Genomic DNA, 19,427 nt, shown 5'->3' on the forward strand with positions numbered 1-19,427 from the left:
CCGCAGGGGCGCCCCGGTGCGTCAGACATCGATAGCGTCGGGGTGTGACCGCCGAAGGCCCCACCCCGTCGTGGCCGCTCGACGCGCGCCCCGATCTCGTCGACGACGTCGTGCGGCGGATGAGCGCTCGCCCCTCGCGCGCCCAGCTGCTGTCGGGCGGCACGGGGGTCGGGAAGACAACCCTTGCTCGCGCGATCGTCGCCGCGGTGCAGTCTGGGGGTCGGGTCGTGGTGCCGATCATCGGCGTCGCCGAGCTGCAGGGTGTTCCGGCGGCAGCGCTCGCCCCTGTGCTGACGACGAACGTCGGCGACGACGACGAGTCGGTCACGATCGGTGATCGCGTGCACCGCTTCGTCGCCACCGTTGGGGCGGGTGCGTCGCGGTATGTCCTCGCGGTCGATGACGTCTCGCTCGTCGACGACGTCACGGCCGGTGTGGTCTATCAGCTCGTTCGCGTCTTCGGGGTGCCGGCCGTGTTCACCGACCGCGTCGAGCGGGCGCTGTCGGCGACCGTCGCGCGGCTCGACGCCGAGGGGTTGCTCGATCGCGTCGATGTTCCCCCACTGGCCCCGGCGCAGGTCGTCGCGCTCGCGGAGGAGTACCTCGGTGACCCTCTGCATCCGGATGCCGCTCGCCGCCTCGCGGACGCCAGTGCGGGCAATCCGCTCGTGCTCCGCGAACTGCTGATGACCGCCTCGCGGGAGGGACGCGTTCACCCCACCCCGGTCGGCCTGGCCATCGAGGAGGTCCGACTCGCACCGCACGTCCTCGACTCCGCCCGTGCGCACCTCGCCCCGTTGTCCCCGTCCGAGCGGGAGGTCGCCGAACTGCTGGCGCTGGCGCAGCCGTGGACCGTGGACCTCGCATCCGCCATCGACGATCGGGCGCTCCGGAACCTCGTGTCTCGTGCCGTCGTTCGGGAGACCGTCGATGCCGGCCGGCGCCGGGTGCGCCTCGCGCACCCTCTCCTCACCGAGGCGCTTCTCGCCGATCTCGATCCCGAGCGGCGCATCCAGCTCGTCCGGCGCGCGGCGGAGGCGCTCCGCTCCACCGGGGACCAGGACGATCGCCGCACGGCGATCCACCTCCTCCGTGAGGGGGACGCGGATGCCGCAGAGCTCGAGTGGGCCGCTCAGGCGGCCGCATCCGCGGGCGACCCCGAGACGGCACTGCGCCTGGCCGACGCCGCCGATCGTCTCCGCCCCACGGCTGTCGCCGCTCTCGTCCGCGCAGTGGCGCTCTCGGCGCTCGACCGCGCCGCCGACGCGGCGTTCGTCGCGGCGTCCGACCGGGCCGACAGTGATGAGGTGCGTGCCATCGTGGCGTTGCGGCACGGACAGCACCTCGCCTACCGCCGTCGCGACCCGCGTGCCGCGGCCGATTTGGCTCGCGGGGTCATCGATCGCATCGATCCGGAAGCGAGTGGTGCCCTCGCCGCCGAAGCCGCGAAGTGGCGCGCAATGGCCGGCGACGTGGCGTCCTATGAGCCGTCGGCCGTGCAGTCCTCCCTCGCGCAGCTGGGCGGTGTGCTCACCGAGGCGATGTTCGCGACGATGGGCGGGAGCATCGCGCAGGCGCAGGCGGCGATCGACCGCGGCCGGCCGCTGGCCGACCGGCATCGCGCCGAACTGCCGCACGCCGAGAGCCTGCTCGCTCTCTCGCAGTTCCTCGTCTTCGTCGGGTCCGGCGACATCGGCAGTGCACGGGTGCTCGCCGAGGGGCGGCGGCTCGACGGAGAGGCGGATGCCGCCGGTCTGTGGACCTACACACTCGCCCTCATCGCCCTCCACGGGGGGCGTCACGATGACGCGTTCGATCTGGCACGGCTCGCGGTGCGACTGCTGGAATGGCGCGATTTCACCGGTCTGGTGGACGTGGCTCGAGCACTCGCCCGCACCTGCGCGGCCATGAGCGGTGACGACGCGTCCGCGGTGCGGGACTCCTCCGGCGGCCCCGCGCCGACGGAGGTGAAGGCGGTGCTGCAGCTCGCCGAGGCCGACGCATGGACGGCCGCGCGTGCCGGTCGCGAGGACGAGGCCGTCGCGATCCTCCGCGCCGCGGTGGAGGAGGGGGTGCGCCAGCGCCACCATGTCCTCGCCGCGCTCACGGCGTCTACGGCGATCCGGCTGGGTCGCGCGCGTGATGTCGTCGATCTCCTCGAGAGCGCCGCCGATGCGGGGGGAGCACCGCTCTGCGTCCTTCTCGCCGATGTCGCGCGCGCCCGGGCTCGGGGTGATTACGCGCGCTGCGTGGACCTTCTTCCGTCGCTTCGTCGCGCGGGCCTCCTCGGCGTCGCGCGCCGCATCGCGGAGGATGCGGGGGTGCGGGCGGGGCAGGGTCGGGCGCGCACGCAGGGGCGGATCGCCGCGGCCGACCTCGCGGCGCTCACGTCCGCGGATCCGCTGCGCCTTCCCGGCACCGGCCGAAGCGTGGACGAGATGATGCTGTCGCCCCGGGAATGGCAGATCGCGCGTGCCGCGGCGATGCGACGGCGCAGTCGCGAGATCGCCGCCGAGCTCGGCCTCTCGGCGCGAACGGTCGACAACCACCTCGCGCGGGTCTACCGCAAGCTCGGTGTCTCCGGACGCGACGACCTCGCGACGCTGCTCGATGCGGACGATCCCTCGGCTGCGCGCTGAGCGCCGCCGCCCCCCGGGCGGCGCTCAGCGGGTCTCAGGTCCGCTCGCGATCAGGAAGTCACGGGCGTGATCGTGTACGAGACCGTGATCCCTTCGTCGGAGACGGTCCATCCGTAGACGACGCTCCACGCGGCGGACTTCAGGACCAGCCCCTTCAGCTCGCCGTAGTCGGTCTCGCTGAGGACCTCGAAGCCGGACGCGGCGAGTTCGTCCGCGGTCGCGCGCGCGGCGTCTTCGCTGTCGACCTCGACCGACAGGCTGAAGCTGTCGCCCATCTTGATCGCCGAGAAGAGGCGCCCCTCCGGCACTGGGAGTCCCGGCCAGTCCGCCGGCAGCGTGACGCCGTCGCCCGTGGCGTCGACATCCACGTCGAGGTCTTGCCCGCTCTGCTCGGCCACCTGTTCGACGACGCCTTCGACGATGTTCTCCGGCGTCGGCACAAGTGAGGCGCATCCGACGAGTCCGGCCAGGAGGACGGGGCTCATCACGAGGAAGGAGAGGAGGCGACCGCGCGCCGGTCGGGCGGGGGTGAGGAGATGTTCGGGCATGTGTCCGATCGTGCGCGTGACCGCCCCATCCTGCAATGAGTAGAGATTGCTCATCCGGCTACCCAAGCGCCACGGGTTCGACGGAAACTACTCGGTCGCCGTTGCCGCCACGCCTGCTGCCGGGGCCCGGCCGGTGATGAGCCGCAACGCGGTGAAGAACGCGGGAGATTCGGTCGTGTCGGCGCGTGTCGCGCCCGAAAACGTCGATTTCTCCCCGGGGTTTCACATCACGGTCTGATGCGATCGGATCCCCGGAGACCCCTCACGCCTCCGAGGTCGTCGCGACGTAGACGGTGTTCGCCGATGTCCCGCCGGTGAGGTGGTTGGCGAATCGCACCTCGTGTGCCTCGGCCGCGCCGAACACCGTCTCGAGGTCGCGCAGGAACGGCTCGTCGGTCGGGTCGTCCGACCACAGCGCGAACACGCCGCCGGGTCGCAGATGTCCGCGGAGCGCGGTGAGTCCGGCGACGGTGTACAGGTCGGCGTGGCTCGGGTCGAGCGTGTGGCGCGGCGAGTGGTCGACGTCGAGCAGGATGACGTCGTACACCCGGTCGTCGGCGCCGGGCTCGCGCCGGGCGACGGCGAAGAAGTCGTCGTGGATGAGCGTCGTCCGTTCGTCCCGCACGAGCGTCGCCGACACCGGCAGCAGTTCGCGCCGATGCCAGTCGATGACCGCCGGCAGGGCGTCGATGACGTCGACGCGCTGCACGCGCGCATCGGCCAGCGCCGTCACCGCGGTGTATCCGAGTCCCAGTCCACCGACGAGCACGTCGAGGCGGTCGCCGGATGCCGCGGCCAGCCCGAGCGTCGACAGCTCTTCTTCAGCGACGGTGAACAGGCTCGACATCAGGAACTCCTCGCCGAGCTTCACCTCGTAGATGAGTTCACCCGTCGCGGGATTCGTCCGTCGCCGCAGGGTCAGGTCGCCCATGCGGGTCGGCTGCCAGTCCAGTTCTTCGATCCGCGCGATCATCGCACTCCTCATCCGTCGCAGGGCTCCACGCTACGCCCGAGGCGTGACCGACATCAGAATGCTCCCTGCCCGAATTATGATTTAGCAATAGAATTCATAATTTAGACAGAGGTCGTTATGAACAGGTCAGCCCTCGGGAGGTGAAGGCAATGGCAGATACAGAGATCACCTGGCCCGCGGTGGAGTGGGAGACGCGAACGTGGACGCCTGCGGCGCAGTGGGGCATCGACGCGGAGCTTGGCGCGCCAGTCGTCGACTATGAAGCCGCGATACCCCCGTTCATCGCAGGGCTGACTCCACAGCTCGACGCCACGTCGATGGCGGCGGCGGAGGAAGCCACCCGCGAACTCAGCCGATTCGACGCAGAGCTGGGCGCTCGGGTCCACTCCTTCGCGCCGGTGTTGCTTCGCTCGGAGTCCGCGTCTTCCTCCCAGATTGAGAATCTCACCGCCTCGGCCCGCGCGATCTTCAGCGCGGAACTCGGCGCGAAGTCGGGCCGGGACGCAGAGCAGATCGCGGCGAACACCCGCGCCATGCAGGCCGCGATCGAGCTCGCCGACGCCGTCTCGCCGGACTCGATCCGCCGAATGCACGAAGCGCTGATGGTCGGACAGCCGCGGCACGCTGCAGGTCGCTGGCGCGAAGAGGCAGTGTGGATCGGAACGCGCGGGGACTCCCCGGTGGGTGCAGAGTTCGTCGCACCCTGGCACGAACGCGTCTCCGAGCTGATCGTGGACGTGACCGAGTTCGCCCGGCGGCGCGATGTGGCGCCCCTCCTCTCCGTGGCCATCGCCCACGCGCACTTCGAGACCATCCACCCGTTCACGGACGGGAACGGGCGTACTGGCCGCGCTCTCGCGCAATCCATGCTTCGGTATCGCGGGGTGACGCGGTCGGTTGCGGTACCGGTCTCTGCCGGGCTTCTCGCCGATGTCCGCGGGTACCACGCTGCGCTCACGGCGTACCGCGGGGGTGACCTCGCCCCTATCGTCCGCGCCTTCGCGGACGCGTCTCTCCGAGCTGTGCGCAACGCACGCCGGCTGGTGGCCGAGATCGACGCGATCCGACGGTCGTGGGATGACGTTCTGACCGCCCGCCGAGACAGCAACGCGTGGAAGCTCCTCGATATCCTCCTCAGCCGTCCCGTACTCGATTCCGCCACGGCCGCTCGTGAGGTCGGGGTGAAACAGCCCAACGTCTACCCACCGCTGCGTGCGCTCGTCGAGGCGGGGATCCTGAAGTCGAAGGCGGAGCACCGCCTCGGTCCGTTCTGGCGCAGTGACGAGATCTTGGGTGCCATCGATCGTTTCGCTGAGCGGGCGGGGCGACGCGAGGCGATCTGACTCGTCCACCCCCGCCTACCCCTACCCGCGCCAGAATGGGTCACGACCCACCCCGTCGGGGAGGCGTCCGAGGGAGACGAAATGACCGAGCAGTTCGATGTCGCCGTCGTCGGGGCGGGACCTGCGGGCATCGCCGCGGCTCTCCGCGCCGCCGAGCTGGGGGCCTCCGTCGTCCTCATAGAGCGAGCCGATCACGTCGGCGGCACCTGTGTGAACACCGGCTGCGTGCCGACGCGCGCGCTCGCGAAGGCTGCGCGCTTGATGCGCGAGATCCGCGCGGCGGGGGCGTACGGCATCCGCGTGTCCGATCCCGAGCTCGACTGGTCGGCCACCGCCACCCTCGTGCGCGAGCGGGTGGATCTCGTCCGTGAGAGCAAGGCCGACCTGAACCGACTCGAGAAGGCCGGTGTCGACGTCCGCCTCAGCACGACGGCCGAGTTCACGGATGCCGACACCCTGCGACTCCGTGATGACAGCGCCGACGGCACCGACGCCGAGCCCACCGAGGTCTCCGCCTCGTCGGTGATCCTGTGCGTCGGCGGCCATTCCCGCGTCCTCCCGATCCCCGGCGCCGAGCACGCGCTCCTTCCTGAGCACATCCTCACCGTGACGGAGCTGCCGCGGTCGGTCGCGATCATCGGCGGAGGCAACACCGGGGCGCAGGTGTCGACGATCCTGGACTCGTTCGGGGTGCAGGTGACCCTCCTCGACGTCGCTCCGCGGATCCTCATGCCCTCCGATCCCGATGTGAGCGAGGCGATCACGCACGAGTTCACGCGCCTCGGCATCACCGTGCGCACGGGTCTCGCCGGCGTCGACTCCCTCGAGAAGCAGCCCGACGGCACCATCCTCCTCACCTGGCGTGACGCTGAGGGCGATGATCCGACCACCGCGGTGTTCGACGTCGTGATCATGGCGGCGGGGTGGCCGGCGAACGTCGAGGGACTCGGCCTCGAAGAGGCCGGCGTCGAGATCGAGCGCTCCGCGGTCGCCGTCGATCGCTACTTCCGCTCCTCCGCTCCGCACATCTTCGCCGTCGGCGACATCACGGGGCAGGACATGCTCGTCCAGGCCGCCCAGTTCGAGGCCGAGGCGGCGGCCGAGAACGCCGTCCTCGGTGCCAACCGCGCCACCCCGCACCACCTCCTGCCGGTCGGCGCGTTCACGGACCCCGACTACGCCTCGGTCGGTCTCACCGAGGAGCAGGCGCGGGACCGGGATCCGCAGTGCGTCGTCGCCCTCGCGCGCTACGACCGCCTCGAGAGGGCGATCATCGACGACCGCGCGGTCGGTTTCCTGAAGCTCATCGCCGACAGTCGCCGCTCGCTCATCCTCGGCGCCCACGCGGTCGGCGAGAACGCCGTCGAGGTCATCCAGGCCGTCACCACCGCGATGGCCGCCGGAGCCGACGTGTCCTCGCTCGCGGCGGTGAAGTTCGCCTATCCGACCTACACCGCCATCGTCGGCGTCGCCGCCCGCGACCTCCTCAAGACGGTCCCGACCGAGGGGTCACCTCGGGAGGGCGACCTCGCCCGTTCGTGACGGATGTCACCCCTCGACGTGACAGGCGGCACTCCCGCCGCGGGGGCGATTCGGGTGCGATGGAGACATGCCCACGCCCTCGAACCGCGCGCCGTCGTGGCGAGCCCGTCTCGCCGAGCGCCGCGCGAAGCCCGGTGACGGTCGTCCGCTTCCGCCCTACCGCTGGTGGCACACGCTCACCCGGTCGCTCTTCCTCCTCGATCGGCCGGCCGGCGTCAGCCCTGCCGGAATCCCGGTCATGACGACGTACGCCGTCGATGTTCGCCAGCTCGGCGATCGCGACGACGGTGAGGTCCGCGCGCGTCTCTACCGCGACGGCGTGCAGACGGCAGTGTCGCGGCTTCCTGCCCGCTTCGCCGTCCTCGGCGGGCACATCGAGGTGGCTGCGCGCACCACGGGGCTCCGTCGCTGTCATTTCGTGACGGATGCCGGCGACGAGCGTCAGCTCGACCCGCACCCTCGTTCGGCCGAGGGTCTGCGCGCGCGTCTGCATCATCGGCATCCGTCGCTCAGCCGCGCGATCGGAACTCTCGCGACCCTCATCGTGCTCGTCGGGGTGTGCATCGCGGTGCCTCAGCTCGTGGAGACGCTGACGCAGATCCCGCAGGTCGCCGACACGGTCGGGACGTTCACGTCGCCGTTCCGCCTGTCGACGGCCGGGAACGTCGCGGTGACCCTCGCGGTCGTGCTCGCCACGACAGAGCGCGCCCTCCGGTTGCGGTCGTCGTGGCTCGACGACCTCGCCGGATGAGCGCGCTCGATCCTGCTCGGTTCTTCAGCTCTGACCGCGTCCCGATGCGGCCTGGAGGCGTTCGATCTCTTCGGATGCCTGCGCCTTGGTGAGGTCGGCGGGCACCTGCTCCCCGGCTTCGCGGGCGAGGGTGTCGAGGTAGGACCGCTGCGGGCCGGTCATGGGCTCATCGCCCGTGACCCACGTCGACGGGTCCTTCTCGGCGGAGTTGTCGGAACCCGCGTCGGGCTCGGTGGCGCCGAGCATCTCGCGGTCGTCGTCGGGGGTGGGGTTCGTTGTGGACATGGGTTGAAGGTAGGCCCGCCCGTCGACACCCGGTCCGGGGTTGACAGGCCCGGGTTGACAGACCCCGCGGGCTCAGTCGTCGACGACGGTGACCGTGACCTCGATGTTGCCGCGGGTGGCGTTGGAGTACGGGCATACCTGGTGCGCCGCGTCCGCCAGCTGCTGGGCGACGGCGTGGTCGAGCTCGGGGATGTTCACTTCGAGGGCGACGGCGAGGCCGAATCCGCCCTGTCCGTTCGATCCGAGGGCGACGCGGGATCCGACGCTCGAGCCTTCGATCGAGACCTTCTGGGCGCGCGCGACGCTCTGGAGGGCGCTGTGGAAGCAGGCCGCGTAGCCGGCGGCGAAGAGCAGTTCGGGGTTCGGTGCGCCGCCGGCGCCGCCGAGCTCCTTCGGGGTGCGGACGTCGGTGTCGAGGATGCCGTCCGCGGTGCGGACGTGACCGTCACGGCCTCCGCCGGTGGCGAGCGCTTCTGCGGTGTAGAGAGTCTCCATGGGGGAGTTCCTTTCTTTCGGGGGAGGGGTACGAGGGAAAGACAGGGGAGTCAGGATGCCGCGCGCAGCCCGCTCGCCAGCGCGCGCATGTTCGCCGTGATGGCCGTGAGCTGCTCCAGCAGTTCCGGCAGGCTGCGGCCGCTGTCGACGAAGGCGGGCACGAGGCAGCCCACCGCGCCGATGACTTCTCCGTGCACGCGTCGCCCGTCCTCGCTCAGCGAGACTCGGACCACGCGCTCGTCCTGATCGTCACGGCGACGGTCGACGAGTCCGCGGGTTTCCAGTCGGCGCAGCAGGGGCGACAGGGTGCCGGAGTCGAGGGCCAGTTCCTCGCCGAGGGAGCTCACGGTGCGCTCGCCGGTGGCGAGCACCACCATCGCGAGGTACTGCGGGTACGTCAGCGACCACGGCTTCAGCACTTCGCGGTACGCCTGCGTCGTCGCGTGCGACGCGGAGTACATCGCGAAGCACACGAACTCGTCGAGCGTGGTGGCTGCCATCGCAAAAGCATTGCACACAACTCAATTGCCCACAACCTAATGCCGAGACGCGCCTCCCCCCCAACCCGCCCCGGATGTGACACTTTCGGACGATGCCCTCGCCCGACCCCGCTTCCTACGCTGGATCCATGACCGCGACCACACCGGAGCCCGCGACCGCCCTCACGCCCGCGTCCTCAGAGAGAACCCGCGCCCGCCGCGTCGGACGCGAGATCGCCGCGATCGTCTCCGTCACCCTCGCGGGCGCCCTGATCTTCATCATCAACTTCGGCCTCAGCGTCGACTCCGGCGCCGATGACACCACCCTGCGCTTCGCCGGTATCTTCTTCCTCGACATCCTCCTCGGCCTCCTCGCCGTGGGGCTCGTCACTCTCCGCCGCCTCGCGCCGCTCACGATCGCGATCCTCCTCGCGGTCATCGCCGCCGTGTCCTCGTTCGCGGTCCCGGCGGCTCTGCTCGCGCTCGTGTCGCTCGCCACCCACCGCCGCACGCGTGACATCGCCATCGCGACCGCGGTCTGGCTCGTTTCCGGCGCCGCCGCCGCGCTTCTCGGCCTCGACCTGATCGGCGTCCCGCTCGCCCCCGTCGATCTCGCGATCACCCTCGCGGTCACGGCGCTCCTCCTCGCCGTCGCGATCGCCATCGGCGTCTCGATCGGATCCCGCCGCGCCCTCGTCGCCTCCCTCCAGGAGCGCGCGATCCTCGTCGAAGAAGAGCAGCGCCTCCGCGAGGATGCCGCGCGCGACCACGAGCGCGCCCGCATCGCCCGCGAGATGCACGACTCGCTCGCGCACCGCCTGTCCCTGACGGCGATGCACGCGAGTGCGCTCCGCTACCGCGACGATCTCGACGCCGACGAGCGCGCTGCGGTCGTCGAGACCGTCCACGACAACGCCCGCGCGTCGCTCGGTGAGCTCCGTGACATCCTCGCCGTCGTCCGCGCTCCCGGGTCGGCCGAGTCCGACCACCCGCAGCCGACCCTCGACGACCTCGAGGCCCTCATCGCCACCGTCACCGCCGCCACCTCGGTCGACACCCGCATCGCCGTCGACACCGCGTCGCTGTCCCCGACGGTCAGTCGCCACGCGTACCGCATCGTGCAGGAGTGCCTCACGAATGCCCGCCGTCACGCCCCCGGTGCGCCGGTCACCCTCATCGTCGCCGGCACGGTCGGCGACCGCCTCGCCCTCACCGTCCGCAACTCCCTGCCCGCCGACGCCCAGACCCCCACACACGGCCAGACCCCCACCCCCGGCTTCGGCCTGATCGGGATCGATGAGCGCGTCCGCGCCGTCCAGGGCACCCTCGACATCACCCAGGGTCCCGACGAGTTCCGCGTGGAGGTGAGCCTCCCGTGGTCGATCAGCGCATGACGGATGCCGTCACCGTCGTCCTTGTCGACGACGACCCGCAGGTGCGATCGGCGCTGCGTCTCGTTCTCGGAACCGACACGGCCCTCACCGTCGTCGGCGAGGCGGCGGACGGACTCGAGGCCGAAGCGGTCATCGCCCGTCACCGCCCCGATGTCGTCCTCATGGACATCCGGATGCCGCGCTGCGACGGCCTCACCGCGACCGCCCGCGAGATCGCGCGCGATCCGTCGCAGGCGATCATCGTGCTCACGACCTTCGATGCTGATGAGGATGTCGTCCGCGCGCTCCGCGCCGGCGCCCGTGGATTCCTCCTGAAGGATGCGCCGCCGTCGGAGCTCGTCGCCGCGATCCGCGCCGCGGCGGAGGGTCGCCCCGTCCTCGCGCCGGGGGTGCTCGACACCGTGATGCGCCTGGCCGCCGACCACACCCGACTCCCCGACGCCGCCGATCAGAAGGCTCTGGCGTCCCTCACGCCGCGCGAGCTCGAGATCGCGCAGGCCGTCGCGCGCGGCGCCTCGAACGCCGAGATCTCCGCCGAGCTGTTCCTCTCCATCCCCACGGTGAAGACCCACGTCAGCCGGGTGCTCGGCAAGCTCGGTGTCGAGAGTCGCACCCAGGCCGCCGCTCTGATCCTCCGCTCATCGCCTCGCGAGGATCGCCCCCGTGACCGTCGACGTTGACACCATCTCCCGATACGCGCTCCGCTGGGCCGAAGAGCATCTCGACTCCACGGCGTACACGACCCGGTGCCTTGCCTTCGTCGAAGACGCGATCGAGCGGGCGAACGAGGTCGAGATCTTCGGTGGCGGTTACGCCGGCGAATCCGCCGACCTGTACGGAGCGACCCATACCGCCGATCCCGCGCCTCCCGGTGCCTTCGTCTTCTACCGCAGCGTGCGAACTTCTCGCTCGTCGACCTCTCCGAAGAGGGCTTGACGGCGACGACGGATGCCGTCCGCGAGGTCGCCCCCGACGCCAAGCTCCTCACCGTCACCGCCGATGTCTCGAGCGAGGAGGACACGCAGCGCTACGTCGACGAGACCCTGTCGACGTTCGGGCGCATCGACGGCTTTTTCAACAACGCCGGCATCGAGGGCAAGCAGAACCTCACCGAGGACTTCAGTGCCGACGAGTTCGATCGTGTCGTCTCGATCAACCTGCGTGGCGTCTTCCTCGGTCTCGAGAAGGTCCTGAAGGTCATGCGTGAGCAGGGGAGCGGCGCTGTCGTGAACACCGCGAGCGTCGGTGGTATCCGCGGCATCGGTCGCCAGTCCGGTTACGCCGCCGCGAAGCACGGCGTCGTGGGCCTGACGCGCAACTCGGCCGTCGAGTACGGCGAGTTCGGTGTCCGCCTGAACTCGATCGCCCCGGGTGCGATCTGGACGCCCATGGTCGAGAACTCCATGAAGCAGCTCGACCCCGACGACCCCCGCGGCGCGGCCGAGCAGTTCATTCAGGCGAACCCCACCAAGCGCTACGGCGAGGCTCCCGAGATCGCGGCGGTGGTCGCCTTCCTCCTCTCCGACGACGCCTCCTACGTCAATGCCACGGTCATCCCGATCGACGGTGGCCAGTCCGCCAAGTACTGAGGCTCACGCCCCCGTGATGACAAGAGACCGCCCCAGCCCCTACGGGCTGGGGCGGTCTCGGCGTCTCTCTTCCCAGGCCCCGTCAGCGGGACTTGCGCGGCCGCGCCGGCTCTGTGGCGGCCTTCGAGCGCTTGGCTTCGCGCTTCTCCTTGAGGCTGAGCTTCGGTTCCTTCTTCGTGTTGGCGTTTCGAGGCGACTTTCCAGACATGGCGATGCACGCTTCCTTTCCTTCATTGGCGTCGTCGGGCTCTCGAGGCCCGCGTCGATCAGCGGGGGTCTGCTGATCCGTCACAGAGGTCTTTTCGTGGGGTCAGCCGAGCGCGAGCCACTTCGCGGACGGCATCCTCTCGTCGACACGGCCTGCGTCGATCCGGCCTGCGACGACCGCCCGGCGGCTGTCCGTTCTCCGTCTTCGGAGGAACGCGGGTCCCCATCCGCGGGTCTCGGTCGAGGTCGGGGGAGTGGTGAACATGGTGTGCTCCTGAGTCGTGGGGTCAGAGGTATTCGTTCATGCCGGCGGCGCCGATCGAGGTGTGCGCGATCTCCTGCCAGCGCAGCGCGACTCCTGCGTCGAGGGATTCGCGCTCTCGAGCGCGGGTGATGACGCGTTCGGCGAGGCGGTCGCGGTCGTTGCACCGTTCGGCCAGGACGGCCGTGATCACGACCGATCGCGCGTATGCCTGCTCGAGTCGTGTGTGGATGCGTCGTGTGGCGCTGTCGCAGATCCGCAGCACGCTCGGCTCCGAGACGACGGGCGAGCCGTTGAGGACGAGAACGATGTGTTCGAGTCCTCGCAGCCGCGCGCAGAGCGCGGCGCATTGGTCTTCGATGTCGCGAAGTGCCGAGCGCAGGTGTCTCCGCGTGCGCAGTGCACGGATGTCGATGCCGATGACCACCGCGCGAGGGTTCCCTGTCACGGCGTCGACGCCGGGGAAGTGTTCGACTTCCGGCGCCGCGGCCAGCGCCGCCAGGCACGGCAGCGGGTCGCCGATCACTGCGATCAATGGTGTTCGCGAGGGTTCCGTGCCGAGGGTCACCGCATCGGTGACACCGACCGCTGCGTCAACGTTTATCGACACTGCGCTGGCAATCGATGCAGTTCTCGGCGTACGGCATGATCTCCAGCCGTGCCGCGACGATCGGTCCACGACAACGGATGCAGCGGCCGTAGGTTCCGGCGTCGATGCGCTCCAGTGCGGCGGTGATCTGGTCGATCACGCGCTGGGTCGCTTGGCTCGTCGCCCAGGAGACGGGGTCGACGTTGGGTGCGGAGGTCGGGCGGGATTCGCGGATGGCGGCTTCTCGCTCTTCGAGTTCCTTCTGCAGGAACTGGCGAGTGCGCGAGTAATCCACGGTCGGTGCGGACGGAAATGCAGTGTCTACGGACATGAGAACTCCTGAAAGTGGGCGCGACGAATAATGGTGCAATTCAGGCACCGTCGTGCGAATACAAAAAAGGCGCCGCATATGCGACGCGCTGGGATAAGAGAAAGAGCCGTGAAAACACGGGTCCATCTACGGTGGCGCGCGACGGGTGAGGAGCGGAAGCGATCCGGCTTCCGCTCCCGTCTTCCGGGGCGGAAGCACCTCGTGCCGGGCTCCGGCGATGTCCAGGACATATCGCACGGTTCGAGCGCTGCGCAAAAGCGCTGCGCTGACAAAGGGTGCGGTGACGGACATGCCCCTCACCATAGCCCGAAAAGAAAATAAAGCAAGTCGCCCAGATTCCCCCGGAATGTCCCGTCCCTTTTCTTTCCCCCTTTTTCCCCACCCCGCCCGCACGCCACCTCGCCCGCCGGCGCTCCGCCCTCACCCGCGCGGCACCCTCACCGCTCGCGCAGCCCGCACTCTTCCGGTGGTCGAGTAGCCCGCGCAGCGGGCGTATCGAGACCCGGGCGGCCCGCGACGCCAGTCCCGGCCCAGCCCCGCGTCGTCACCCCTGACGGATGCCGTCCCCCTCCGGCTGCGTCCCCTCCGGCGCCGCCTCAGCCGCGGATGCTGCCGGCCCCGCCTCCACCCCGTGACCGGCGTGCCAGGTCCCAAGCCATGCGAGGTACACCGTCAGTTCGGCGAGGATCGCGAACCGCCAGGGAGCCGATACCCCAGACGCCTCGAGTCCCACCGCGCTGAGCACCCCGAGCACGATGATTCCGACGAGGAGCGCGACCACGCCTCCCGTTCCGGTTTCGCGTTCCGGGCGGTGCCGTGCGAGCACGGTCGGCAGCAGTGTGAACAGGATGATCGCCCACAGTGCCCAGACGAATCCCCACGCCCACGCATCCGCGATCGCCACGAGTGCGGTCGTGCCGACGACGGCGCCGATTACGACCACGAGCTTCCCGCCACGCGCGCATGCGCGCCAGGCGAGGACGAACAGGGTTGTCGCGACGATGATTCCGAGGGCGAGCAGGATGATGCCCGCGAGTCCGCCGAGGGAGTTCCGGAACTCGATGATGACGAGGGTGGCGGTTCCGAGTGCGGCGATGGTGGCGAGGCTGACGTTGACCAGGTTCGCGGTGTCTTCGCCGATGTATGCGCGGACCGGTCGGATCGATGTGATCACCGCCGCCAGGGTGACGATGCCGACGAGCGCCAAGAAGACGTTGAGCGACGTTGTCGCATCGCTGAGGTCCACCGCACGACTCTAGCCACACCTCTTCCCCGGTCCGACGTGGGTTACCCCCGTCGAGGGCAAGGGTTCGCGGAGCGAACCCGCGGCAGCCATCCCAGGGGCGCGCGGACGCCAGTGATCAGAACGGCGGAAAGATCGAAGACGATTCGCGATCCGGTTCGAGGCCGGGACCCGGATCCGGCTCCGGGATGAACATCACTCGCGGTGGTGGATCCTCGATGTAGACCTTCCCCGACGGTGCGGTGAACTTCAGCCTCCCGCCGGGGAGTTGTTCGACGGCCCATCCCGCGGCGTGCCTGGTGACGTGGTGTCGGGTGCAGCACGGACCGAGGTTGTCGCCGTCGGTCTTCCCACCGTTCGCGTACTCCTGATGGTGATCGATCTCGGATCGCATCGCGGGTCGGCGGCATCCCGGGAACGCGCATCGCACGTATCGGGCTTGCAGGAACCTCTTGATCCCCGCCGTCGGCGTGTACCGATCCGTGGTCAAGACCTCCGCGGTGACGGGGTGGAGGAACACCCGGTCGAACCCGGGAGCATTCCCCGTGAGGATCCGCACCGTGGCCGGGTCGATCGCGCACTTCCCGTTCAGCTCCGCCCCACCCGAGGTGGTTCCGGCGAGGGTGGTGGCGGGGATGCTGACCTGCACGCTCGCACGGATCGCTGCGAGCCCACCCCCGGTGGGGTCAACGGTGGGCGCGGCGGTGAGGAGCATGTCCATCACGACATCCGCACGGATCTGATCCAGGGTGCGCTCGTCGAACCACGGTTCCTCGGCCTCTTCGCCGCGTGCCCGTCGCTCGGCGTACTCGCGCCGGGCCCGCAGGTCGGCGGCCTTGATCTCCCGCGCCACCTGGGTCGCGCGGTCGTACGCTCCGTGGACGTAGGTGGTGGGCGCGATCGTTCCGAGCATCGACATCCCGTCGGGCAAGTCTTCGACGAACACCCGCTGCTTACACGCCGCGACCTCGTGCCGCTCCTGCACCGTCCGCGGGTTGAGCTTGTCGGCGACCTGCTGCGCATACGGACGCAACCGGCCCGTCGCAGTCTTCACCGCGTAATCCAGAACATCCTTCTCATACGCGGCCCGCGCAGCCGGGTCGGGCAGGTCCGACCCGAACTCCACGATCACCTTCGTGTGCGCCTGGGACACCTGCCCCGCCCGCCACGCCTCGAACGTCCGGGAGTACTCGGTTACGAGCCGGTGGCATTCGAACAACCGGTTCTGCACCGTACTGTCATTCACCCGAGTGGCCGCGCCGATCTCGGCCGCCATCGCCCGCAACGGCATCTCCCGCGCCTTCGCCGTCGCCGACCCGAGACACGCGGTCTGCTCCTGCGCGTACGCATACGCCTTCGCCATCGCCATCGCCTCACCCGCTTGCGCCTCGGCCATCAGCCGACGCCAGCCCACGATCTCATCGACGAATTCGCCCGTCTTCCGCGCCGCGACATCACCATCATCGCTGTCGCCCACCGGCTCCGAATTCTCGTCCATGGCTTCTCGTCTCGATCGATGTTCCGTCCTCATAGTATAGAACACAGCTACGACATTGAGTGGGGGATGATCCCCAATGTGGATAACAAATATCGAACCTAGATACGCCCTTCGCGACCCCACCCGCCCGGAATCCCCGTCCTCCCCCCCCCGCTTTCGGATGGTCGAGTGTCCGCGTAGCGGCCGTACCGAGACCCGGACGACCCGCAACGCCGGCCCCACGCGACCCCGGCGACCCCGGCGACCCGCGCGTGGTCGAATAGGCCCATGCCCGCCCCGCAGAACGCGATCTCTCTCACCCTCGATGGAACCCCCGACTTCCCGAGCGTGGTTCTCCAGGCGCTCTACCGCATCACGCGGCGCTCCACCCCTGAGCTGCGCCGCGCGATCCGCGCCGGCGAGCCGATCTTCACCGCTGCCCTCTTCGGCACCGATCACATCGATGTCGTCCCTCGCCTTGAGAAGACGGTCGACTACCTCGGCGGGCTCGGCATCCCGTTCACGCTCCACGAATGGGTCGACGGATCCCGCGAAGAGATCGCCGTCCAACTCATGCGCGAGATCATCGAGGCCGCCGACGGCTCCTCCGCCTGACCTGCGCACCCGCGCGATCGGCTCGCGACGTCAAGCGGTCGCTATCGAAGTCGCTCGATTTCGTTTGCTACCAGGCGTTCGAGTCTGGAGTGGTCGACCATAGCCACGACGAAAACAACCACTCCAATGAGCAGTACTACCCCGAGTGCGATTGACTCCGCGAGCAACCATCCGACGGGCACGACGTCTACCGTGAAGAGGAATGCCATACTCCCGGCCATCAGGCCGAGCGTGACGGCAGCGACCACACTGAACGCGAAGTAGTTCGGCCACCCCTTCATGGCGCGCTGTCCGCCGAACTCGCGCCAGGAGTCGAAAGCGGACGGGTTACTCGTGCCCAAGAGCATGACGGCGCGAGCCTCGCAGAAGTCTCTGAACGCACTGAGGATGAGGTGTTCGTGAAGCATCCGTGCAGCGATCGCCCAAAGGAGCAAGCAGATGATTGGGATGAACGCGAAAAATTCGTACCGGGAGTAGGAGATGGCTACCCCGGACAACGCCGACACGGCGGTGAGGCCTATGGCTATGAGCTCGAACACCTTGGTCTGCAGGATGCGAGCTTGATTGTCGTACTGAATGAAACGCTGCTGCCAAAGGTCCCCCGCCGTCACGAGTAGAAACCTACTAGGTGGCCATCTCCCGTCGGCACCGCCATCGCCCCACCCTGTGACACCCCTCCCTCCCGGCACCCTCGCCCCCTAGGCTGGCGCCATGACGGATTCCTCCGCACCCCAGACGGATGCCGCGGCGCCGTCCTCCCCGCTCATCGTCGTCGGCATCCGCCCCGACACCGTCCGCCGCGACCCCGAGGTCCCCGGCGCAGCCCGCCCCGAACCCACCGAAGCCCACCCCGTCCTCGCCTGGGCCGTCGAGCGCGCCCGCGCCACCGGAGCCGACCTGAAGCTCGTGGCCGTCGTCGACCCGAAGGCCGAAGGTCTCGACGCCCTGGCCATCGCACCTCTCGAGGCCCTCGCCATCCCCCTCCGCGCCACTGGCCTCACGGTCACGGTCGAGGTCATCGACGACCGTCACGTCGACCGCGCCCTCCCGGATGCAGCAACGGATGCCGCCCTCCTCGTCATCGGCACCGACCACGTCCCGGGTAGCCGACGTGAGCGCGGGCACCTGAGCCGTCACCTGGTCTCCCACGCCCACTGCTCCGTCGCCGTCGTCCCCGACCTCGACCAAGCCCAGCGACGCGAAGGTGTCGTCGTCGGAGTCGACGGCTCCGACGTCTCCCACCGCGCTCTCGCCTTCGCCGCCGACGAGGCCGCGCGCCTGCGCGAGCCGCTGACCATCGTGTCGACGTGGATGCCGGTACCGGTGTCCCTCGACGTGAACCTGACCTACGACCCGACGCCCTACGACCTGCAGGCACCCACCGAGGCCTTCGCGCAGTCGGCGGTCGATGAGGCGCACACCCGCCACCCCGGCCTCAACGTGCGCACGCTGGTCGCCGAGGGAGACGCCGCCATCGCCATCACCGACGCCTCGACCTCCGCGCGCCTGACCGTCGTCGGCACCCACGGCCGCAGCGGCCTCGCCCGCCTTCTCCTCGGCTCGACCAGCACCGCGGTGCTCGAGAACGCCACCGCGGTCACCGTCGCCGTCCGCTGACAGCACCCGCCGCGTCTGACACACCCGCCCGACACCACCCCCCCCGGTGGTCGAGTGTCCGCGGAGCGGACGTTTCGAGACCCGCCGAACCTCCCAGCAACCCACCCCCCGCACCCCCTCACGAGTGCGCCGCCCCCTCCCCACCGTGCGATTCCGTCTCCAACTGGAACGTCGCGTGCTCGATGCTCACCGGGAAGTGTTCGGCGACGCATTCCTGAAGCCTCCGCAGCAACCTCGCCGACTCCTCCGGCGCAAGGGTGTCGTCGACGACGACGTGCGCGGTCAGGATCGGCAGGTCGGTTGAGACGAGGGTGGCGTGCAGGTCGTGCACGGCGACGACGTGGGGGAGCTCGAGGATGTGGCGGCGCACGTCCGCGAGGTCGAGACCGGGTGGGGTGGCTTCCAGCAGGACGCTGCCGGACGCGCGGAACAGGATGATCGTGCGCGGAATGATGAGCAGGGCGATCAGGATGCCGGCGACCGCGTCGGCTCGGTACCAGCCGAGGGTGGCGATCAGGATGGCGCTGGCGATGACCCCGACCGAGCCGAGTGCATCGTTGAGGACTTCGAGGAACGCGGCCCGCATGTTCAGGTTCCGTGCGCGGTCGCTCATCAGAACGAGGAGCGCGGCGATGTTGGCGACCAGGCCGATGATGCCGAAGAACAGCAGGCTGCCGGACGCGATCTCGGGCGGCTCGAACAGGCGACGGATGCCCTCGACCAGCGCGAAGAGTCCCACGCCGAGCAGCAGCGCGGCCTGAGCGAGGGCCGCGAGCACTTCCGCACGCCGAAGCCCGAACGTGTACCTCTCCGACGGCGGCCGGTTCATCAGGTGGGCGGCCGTGACCGCCATTGCCAGGCCGATCACGTCGGTGAGCATGTGGGCGGCGTCGACGAGCAGGGCGAGGCTGCCGGTGATGATCGCGCCGATGACTTCGATCACGAACACGGATGCGGTGATGGAGAAAGCGATCACGAGCTTCTTCCGGGGCGTCGCGTCCCCGGCGGCGTGGCTGTGTCCTGCACCCATGGTGGTTCCTCTTCTACA

At 69.5% G+C, this 19,427-nt stretch carries 23 protein-coding genes; 11 read left to right on the forward strand and 12 right to left on the reverse strand.

Annotated elements, in window-relative coordinates:
- The first annotated feature begins 44 nt into the window (after positions 1 to 44).
- Positions 45 to 2,639 (forward strand): LuxR C-terminal-related transcriptional regulator, encoded by a 2,595-nt coding sequence (locus LTL01_RS07405; protein ID WP_236968022.1) that lies wholly within the window; start codon positions 45 to 47, stop codon positions 2,637 to 2,639.
- Positions 2,640 to 2,689: 50 nt separating this feature from the next.
- On the opposite strand, the gene LTL01_RS07410 is transcribed toward LTL01_RS07405, so the two are convergent.
- Positions 2,690 to 3,187: a hypothetical protein gene (locus LTL01_RS07410; RefSeq protein ID WP_236968023.1), complete on the reverse strand. Its 498-nt coding sequence runs from the start codon at positions 3,185 to 3,187 to the stop codon at positions 2,690 to 2,692.
- A gap of 46 nt (positions 3,188 to 3,233) precedes the next feature.
- On the opposite strand from LTL01_RS07410, the gene LTL01_RS07415 reads away from it, so the two are divergent.
- A complete protein-coding gene (locus tag LTL01_RS07415) occupies positions 3,234 to 3,425 on the forward strand; it encodes a hypothetical protein (protein ID WP_236968024.1) in 192 nt (63 codons plus the stop codon).
- 24 nt (positions 3,426 to 3,449) lie between these two features.
- Here LTL01_RS07415 and LTL01_RS07420 read toward each other — a convergent pair whose 3' ends face one another.
- On the reverse strand, positions 3,450 to 4,160 hold the full coding sequence (locus tag LTL01_RS07420) for a spermidine synthase (protein WP_236968025.1): 711 nt from the start codon (positions 4,158 to 4,160) through the stop codon (positions 3,450 to 3,452).
- 149 nt (positions 4,161 to 4,309) lie between these two features.
- Here LTL01_RS07420 and LTL01_RS07425 point away from each other — a divergent pair, with 149 nt between their 5' ends.
- The 3 genes from LTL01_RS07425 (at position 4,310) to LTL01_RS07435 (ending at position 7,796) form a co-directional block, all read left to right on the forward strand.
- Positions 4,310 to 5,503 carry a Fic family protein gene (locus LTL01_RS07425; RefSeq protein WP_272877825.1) on the forward strand — a complete coding sequence of 398 codons (1,194 nt, stop codon included), beginning with the start codon at positions 4,310 to 4,312 and terminating at the stop codon, positions 5,501 to 5,503.
- A gap of 81 nt (positions 5,504 to 5,584) precedes the next feature.
- Positions 5,585 to 7,045, forward strand: a complete 1,461-nt coding sequence (locus LTL01_RS07430; protein WP_236968026.1) for a dihydrolipoyl dehydrogenase family protein — start codon at positions 5,585 to 5,587, stop codon at positions 7,043 to 7,045.
- A 67-nt stretch (positions 7,046 to 7,112) separates the two neighbouring features.
- Positions 7,113 to 7,796 (forward strand): hypothetical protein, encoded by a 684-nt coding sequence (locus tag LTL01_RS07435; RefSeq protein ID WP_236968027.1) that lies wholly within the window; start codon positions 7,113 to 7,115, stop codon positions 7,794 to 7,796.
- A 24-nt stretch (positions 7,797 to 7,820) separates the two neighbouring features.
- Here the strand turns inward: LTL01_RS07435 and LTL01_RS07440 are convergent, their stop codons facing one another.
- The 3 genes from LTL01_RS07440 to LTL01_RS07450 all read right to left on the reverse strand — a co-directional run bounded on the left by LTL01_RS07440 (position 7,821) and on the right by LTL01_RS07450 (position 9,076).
- On the reverse strand, positions 7,821 to 8,081 hold the full coding sequence (locus LTL01_RS07440; protein ID WP_053546320.1) for a DUF3072 domain-containing protein: 261 nt from the start codon (positions 8,079 to 8,081) through the stop codon (positions 7,821 to 7,823).
- Positions 8,082 to 8,153: 72 nt separating this feature from the next.
- Positions 8,154 to 8,576: an organic hydroperoxide resistance protein gene (locus tag LTL01_RS07445; RefSeq protein WP_053546319.1), complete on the reverse strand. Its 423-nt coding sequence runs from the start codon at positions 8,574 to 8,576 to the stop codon at positions 8,154 to 8,156.
- Between the two features lie 50 nt (positions 8,577 to 8,626).
- Positions 8,627 to 9,076 carry a MarR family winged helix-turn-helix transcriptional regulator gene (locus LTL01_RS07450; protein WP_236968028.1) on the reverse strand — a complete coding sequence of 150 codons (450 nt, stop codon included), beginning with the start codon at positions 9,074 to 9,076 and terminating at the stop codon, positions 8,627 to 8,629.
- 128 nt (positions 9,077 to 9,204) lie between these two features.
- Between LTL01_RS07450 and LTL01_RS07455 the strand changes: the two genes are divergently transcribed.
- From LTL01_RS07455 to LTL01_RS07470, 4 genes are read left to right on the forward strand one after another with little or no spacing between them, the layout of a single operon-like run.
- Entirely contained in the window at positions 9,205 to 10,449 is a 1,245-nt protein-coding gene (locus tag LTL01_RS07455; protein ID WP_236968029.1) for a sensor histidine kinase, read from the forward strand.
- Positions 10,446 to 11,129: a response regulator gene (locus tag LTL01_RS07460; protein WP_236968193.1), complete on the forward strand. Its 684-nt coding sequence runs from the start codon at positions 10,446 to 10,448 to the stop codon at positions 11,127 to 11,129. Before LTL01_RS07455 ends, LTL01_RS07460 begins: the two co-directional genes overlap by 4 nt.
- Positions 11,113 to 11,385: a hypothetical protein gene (locus LTL01_RS07465; RefSeq protein ID WP_236968030.1), complete on the forward strand. Its 273-nt coding sequence runs from the start codon at positions 11,113 to 11,115 to the stop codon at positions 11,383 to 11,385. The genes LTL01_RS07460 and LTL01_RS07465 overlap by 17 nt, the downstream gene beginning before the upstream one ends.
- On the forward strand, positions 11,382 to 12,038 hold the full coding sequence (locus LTL01_RS07470; protein WP_236968031.1) for an SDR family oxidoreductase: 657 nt from the start codon (positions 11,382 to 11,384) through the stop codon (positions 12,036 to 12,038). Before LTL01_RS07465 ends, LTL01_RS07470 begins: the two co-directional genes overlap by 4 nt.
- Positions 12,039 to 12,120: 82 nt before the next feature.
- Here LTL01_RS07470 and LTL01_RS07475 read toward each other — a convergent pair whose 3' ends face one another.
- The 5 genes from LTL01_RS07475 to LTL01_RS07495 form a co-directional block, all read right to left on the reverse strand.
- Entirely contained in the window at positions 12,121 to 12,330 is a 210-nt protein-coding gene (locus LTL01_RS07475; protein ID WP_236968032.1) for a hypothetical protein, read from the reverse strand.
- A gap of 202 nt (positions 12,331 to 12,532) precedes the next feature.
- Complete coding sequence (locus LTL01_RS07480) at positions 12,533 to 13,033, reverse strand: hypothetical protein (RefSeq protein ID WP_236968033.1); 501 nt, start codon at positions 13,031 to 13,033, stop codon at positions 12,533 to 12,535.
- A gap of 67 nt (positions 13,034 to 13,100) precedes the next feature.
- Complete coding sequence (locus LTL01_RS07485; RefSeq protein WP_236968034.1) at positions 13,101 to 13,427, reverse strand: TraR/DksA family transcriptional regulator; 327 nt, start codon at positions 13,425 to 13,427, stop codon at positions 13,101 to 13,103.
- A 544-nt stretch (positions 13,428 to 13,971) separates the two neighbouring features.
- A complete protein-coding gene (locus LTL01_RS07490) occupies positions 13,972 to 14,673 on the reverse strand; it encodes a hypothetical protein (protein WP_236968035.1) in 702 nt (233 codons plus the stop codon).
- Positions 14,674 to 14,788: 115 nt separating this feature from the next.
- Positions 14,789 to 16,168, reverse strand: a complete 1,380-nt coding sequence (locus tag LTL01_RS07495; protein ID WP_236968036.1) for an HNH endonuclease signature motif containing protein — start codon at positions 16,166 to 16,168, stop codon at positions 14,789 to 14,791.
- A gap of 267 nt (positions 16,169 to 16,435) precedes the next feature.
- Between LTL01_RS07495 and LTL01_RS07500 the strand changes: the two genes are divergently transcribed.
- Positions 16,436 to 16,762: a hypothetical protein gene (locus tag LTL01_RS07500; protein WP_236968037.1), complete on the forward strand. Its 327-nt coding sequence runs from the start codon at positions 16,436 to 16,438 to the stop codon at positions 16,760 to 16,762.
- Positions 16,763 to 16,803: 41 nt separating this feature from the next.
- Here LTL01_RS07500 and LTL01_RS07505 read toward each other — a convergent pair whose 3' ends face one another.
- Positions 16,804 to 17,373, reverse strand: coding sequence for a hypothetical protein (locus LTL01_RS07505; protein ID WP_236968038.1), 570 nt, complete (start codon positions 17,371 to 17,373; stop codon positions 16,804 to 16,806).
- Positions 17,374 to 17,473: 100 nt separating this feature from the next.
- Here LTL01_RS07505 and LTL01_RS07510 point away from each other — a divergent pair, with 100 nt between their 5' ends.
- The gene (locus tag LTL01_RS07510; RefSeq protein WP_236968039.1) at positions 17,474 to 18,379 is read left to right on the forward strand and encodes a universal stress protein; all 906 of its coding nucleotides are present in this window, start codon (positions 17,474 to 17,476) and stop codon (positions 18,377 to 18,379) included.
- Between the two features lie 118 nt (positions 18,380 to 18,497).
- Here LTL01_RS07510 and LTL01_RS07515 read toward each other — a convergent pair whose 3' ends face one another.
- Positions 18,498 to 19,409, reverse strand: coding sequence for a cation diffusion facilitator family transporter (locus tag LTL01_RS07515; RefSeq protein ID WP_236968040.1), 912 nt, complete (start codon positions 19,407 to 19,409; stop codon positions 18,498 to 18,500).
- Positions 19,410 to 19,427 lie beyond the last annotated feature (18 nt).

Source organism: Microbacterium aurantiacum, assembly GCF_021654035.1.
GTDB lineage: Bacteria > Actinomycetota > Actinomycetes > Actinomycetales > Microbacteriaceae > Microbacterium > Microbacterium aurantiacum.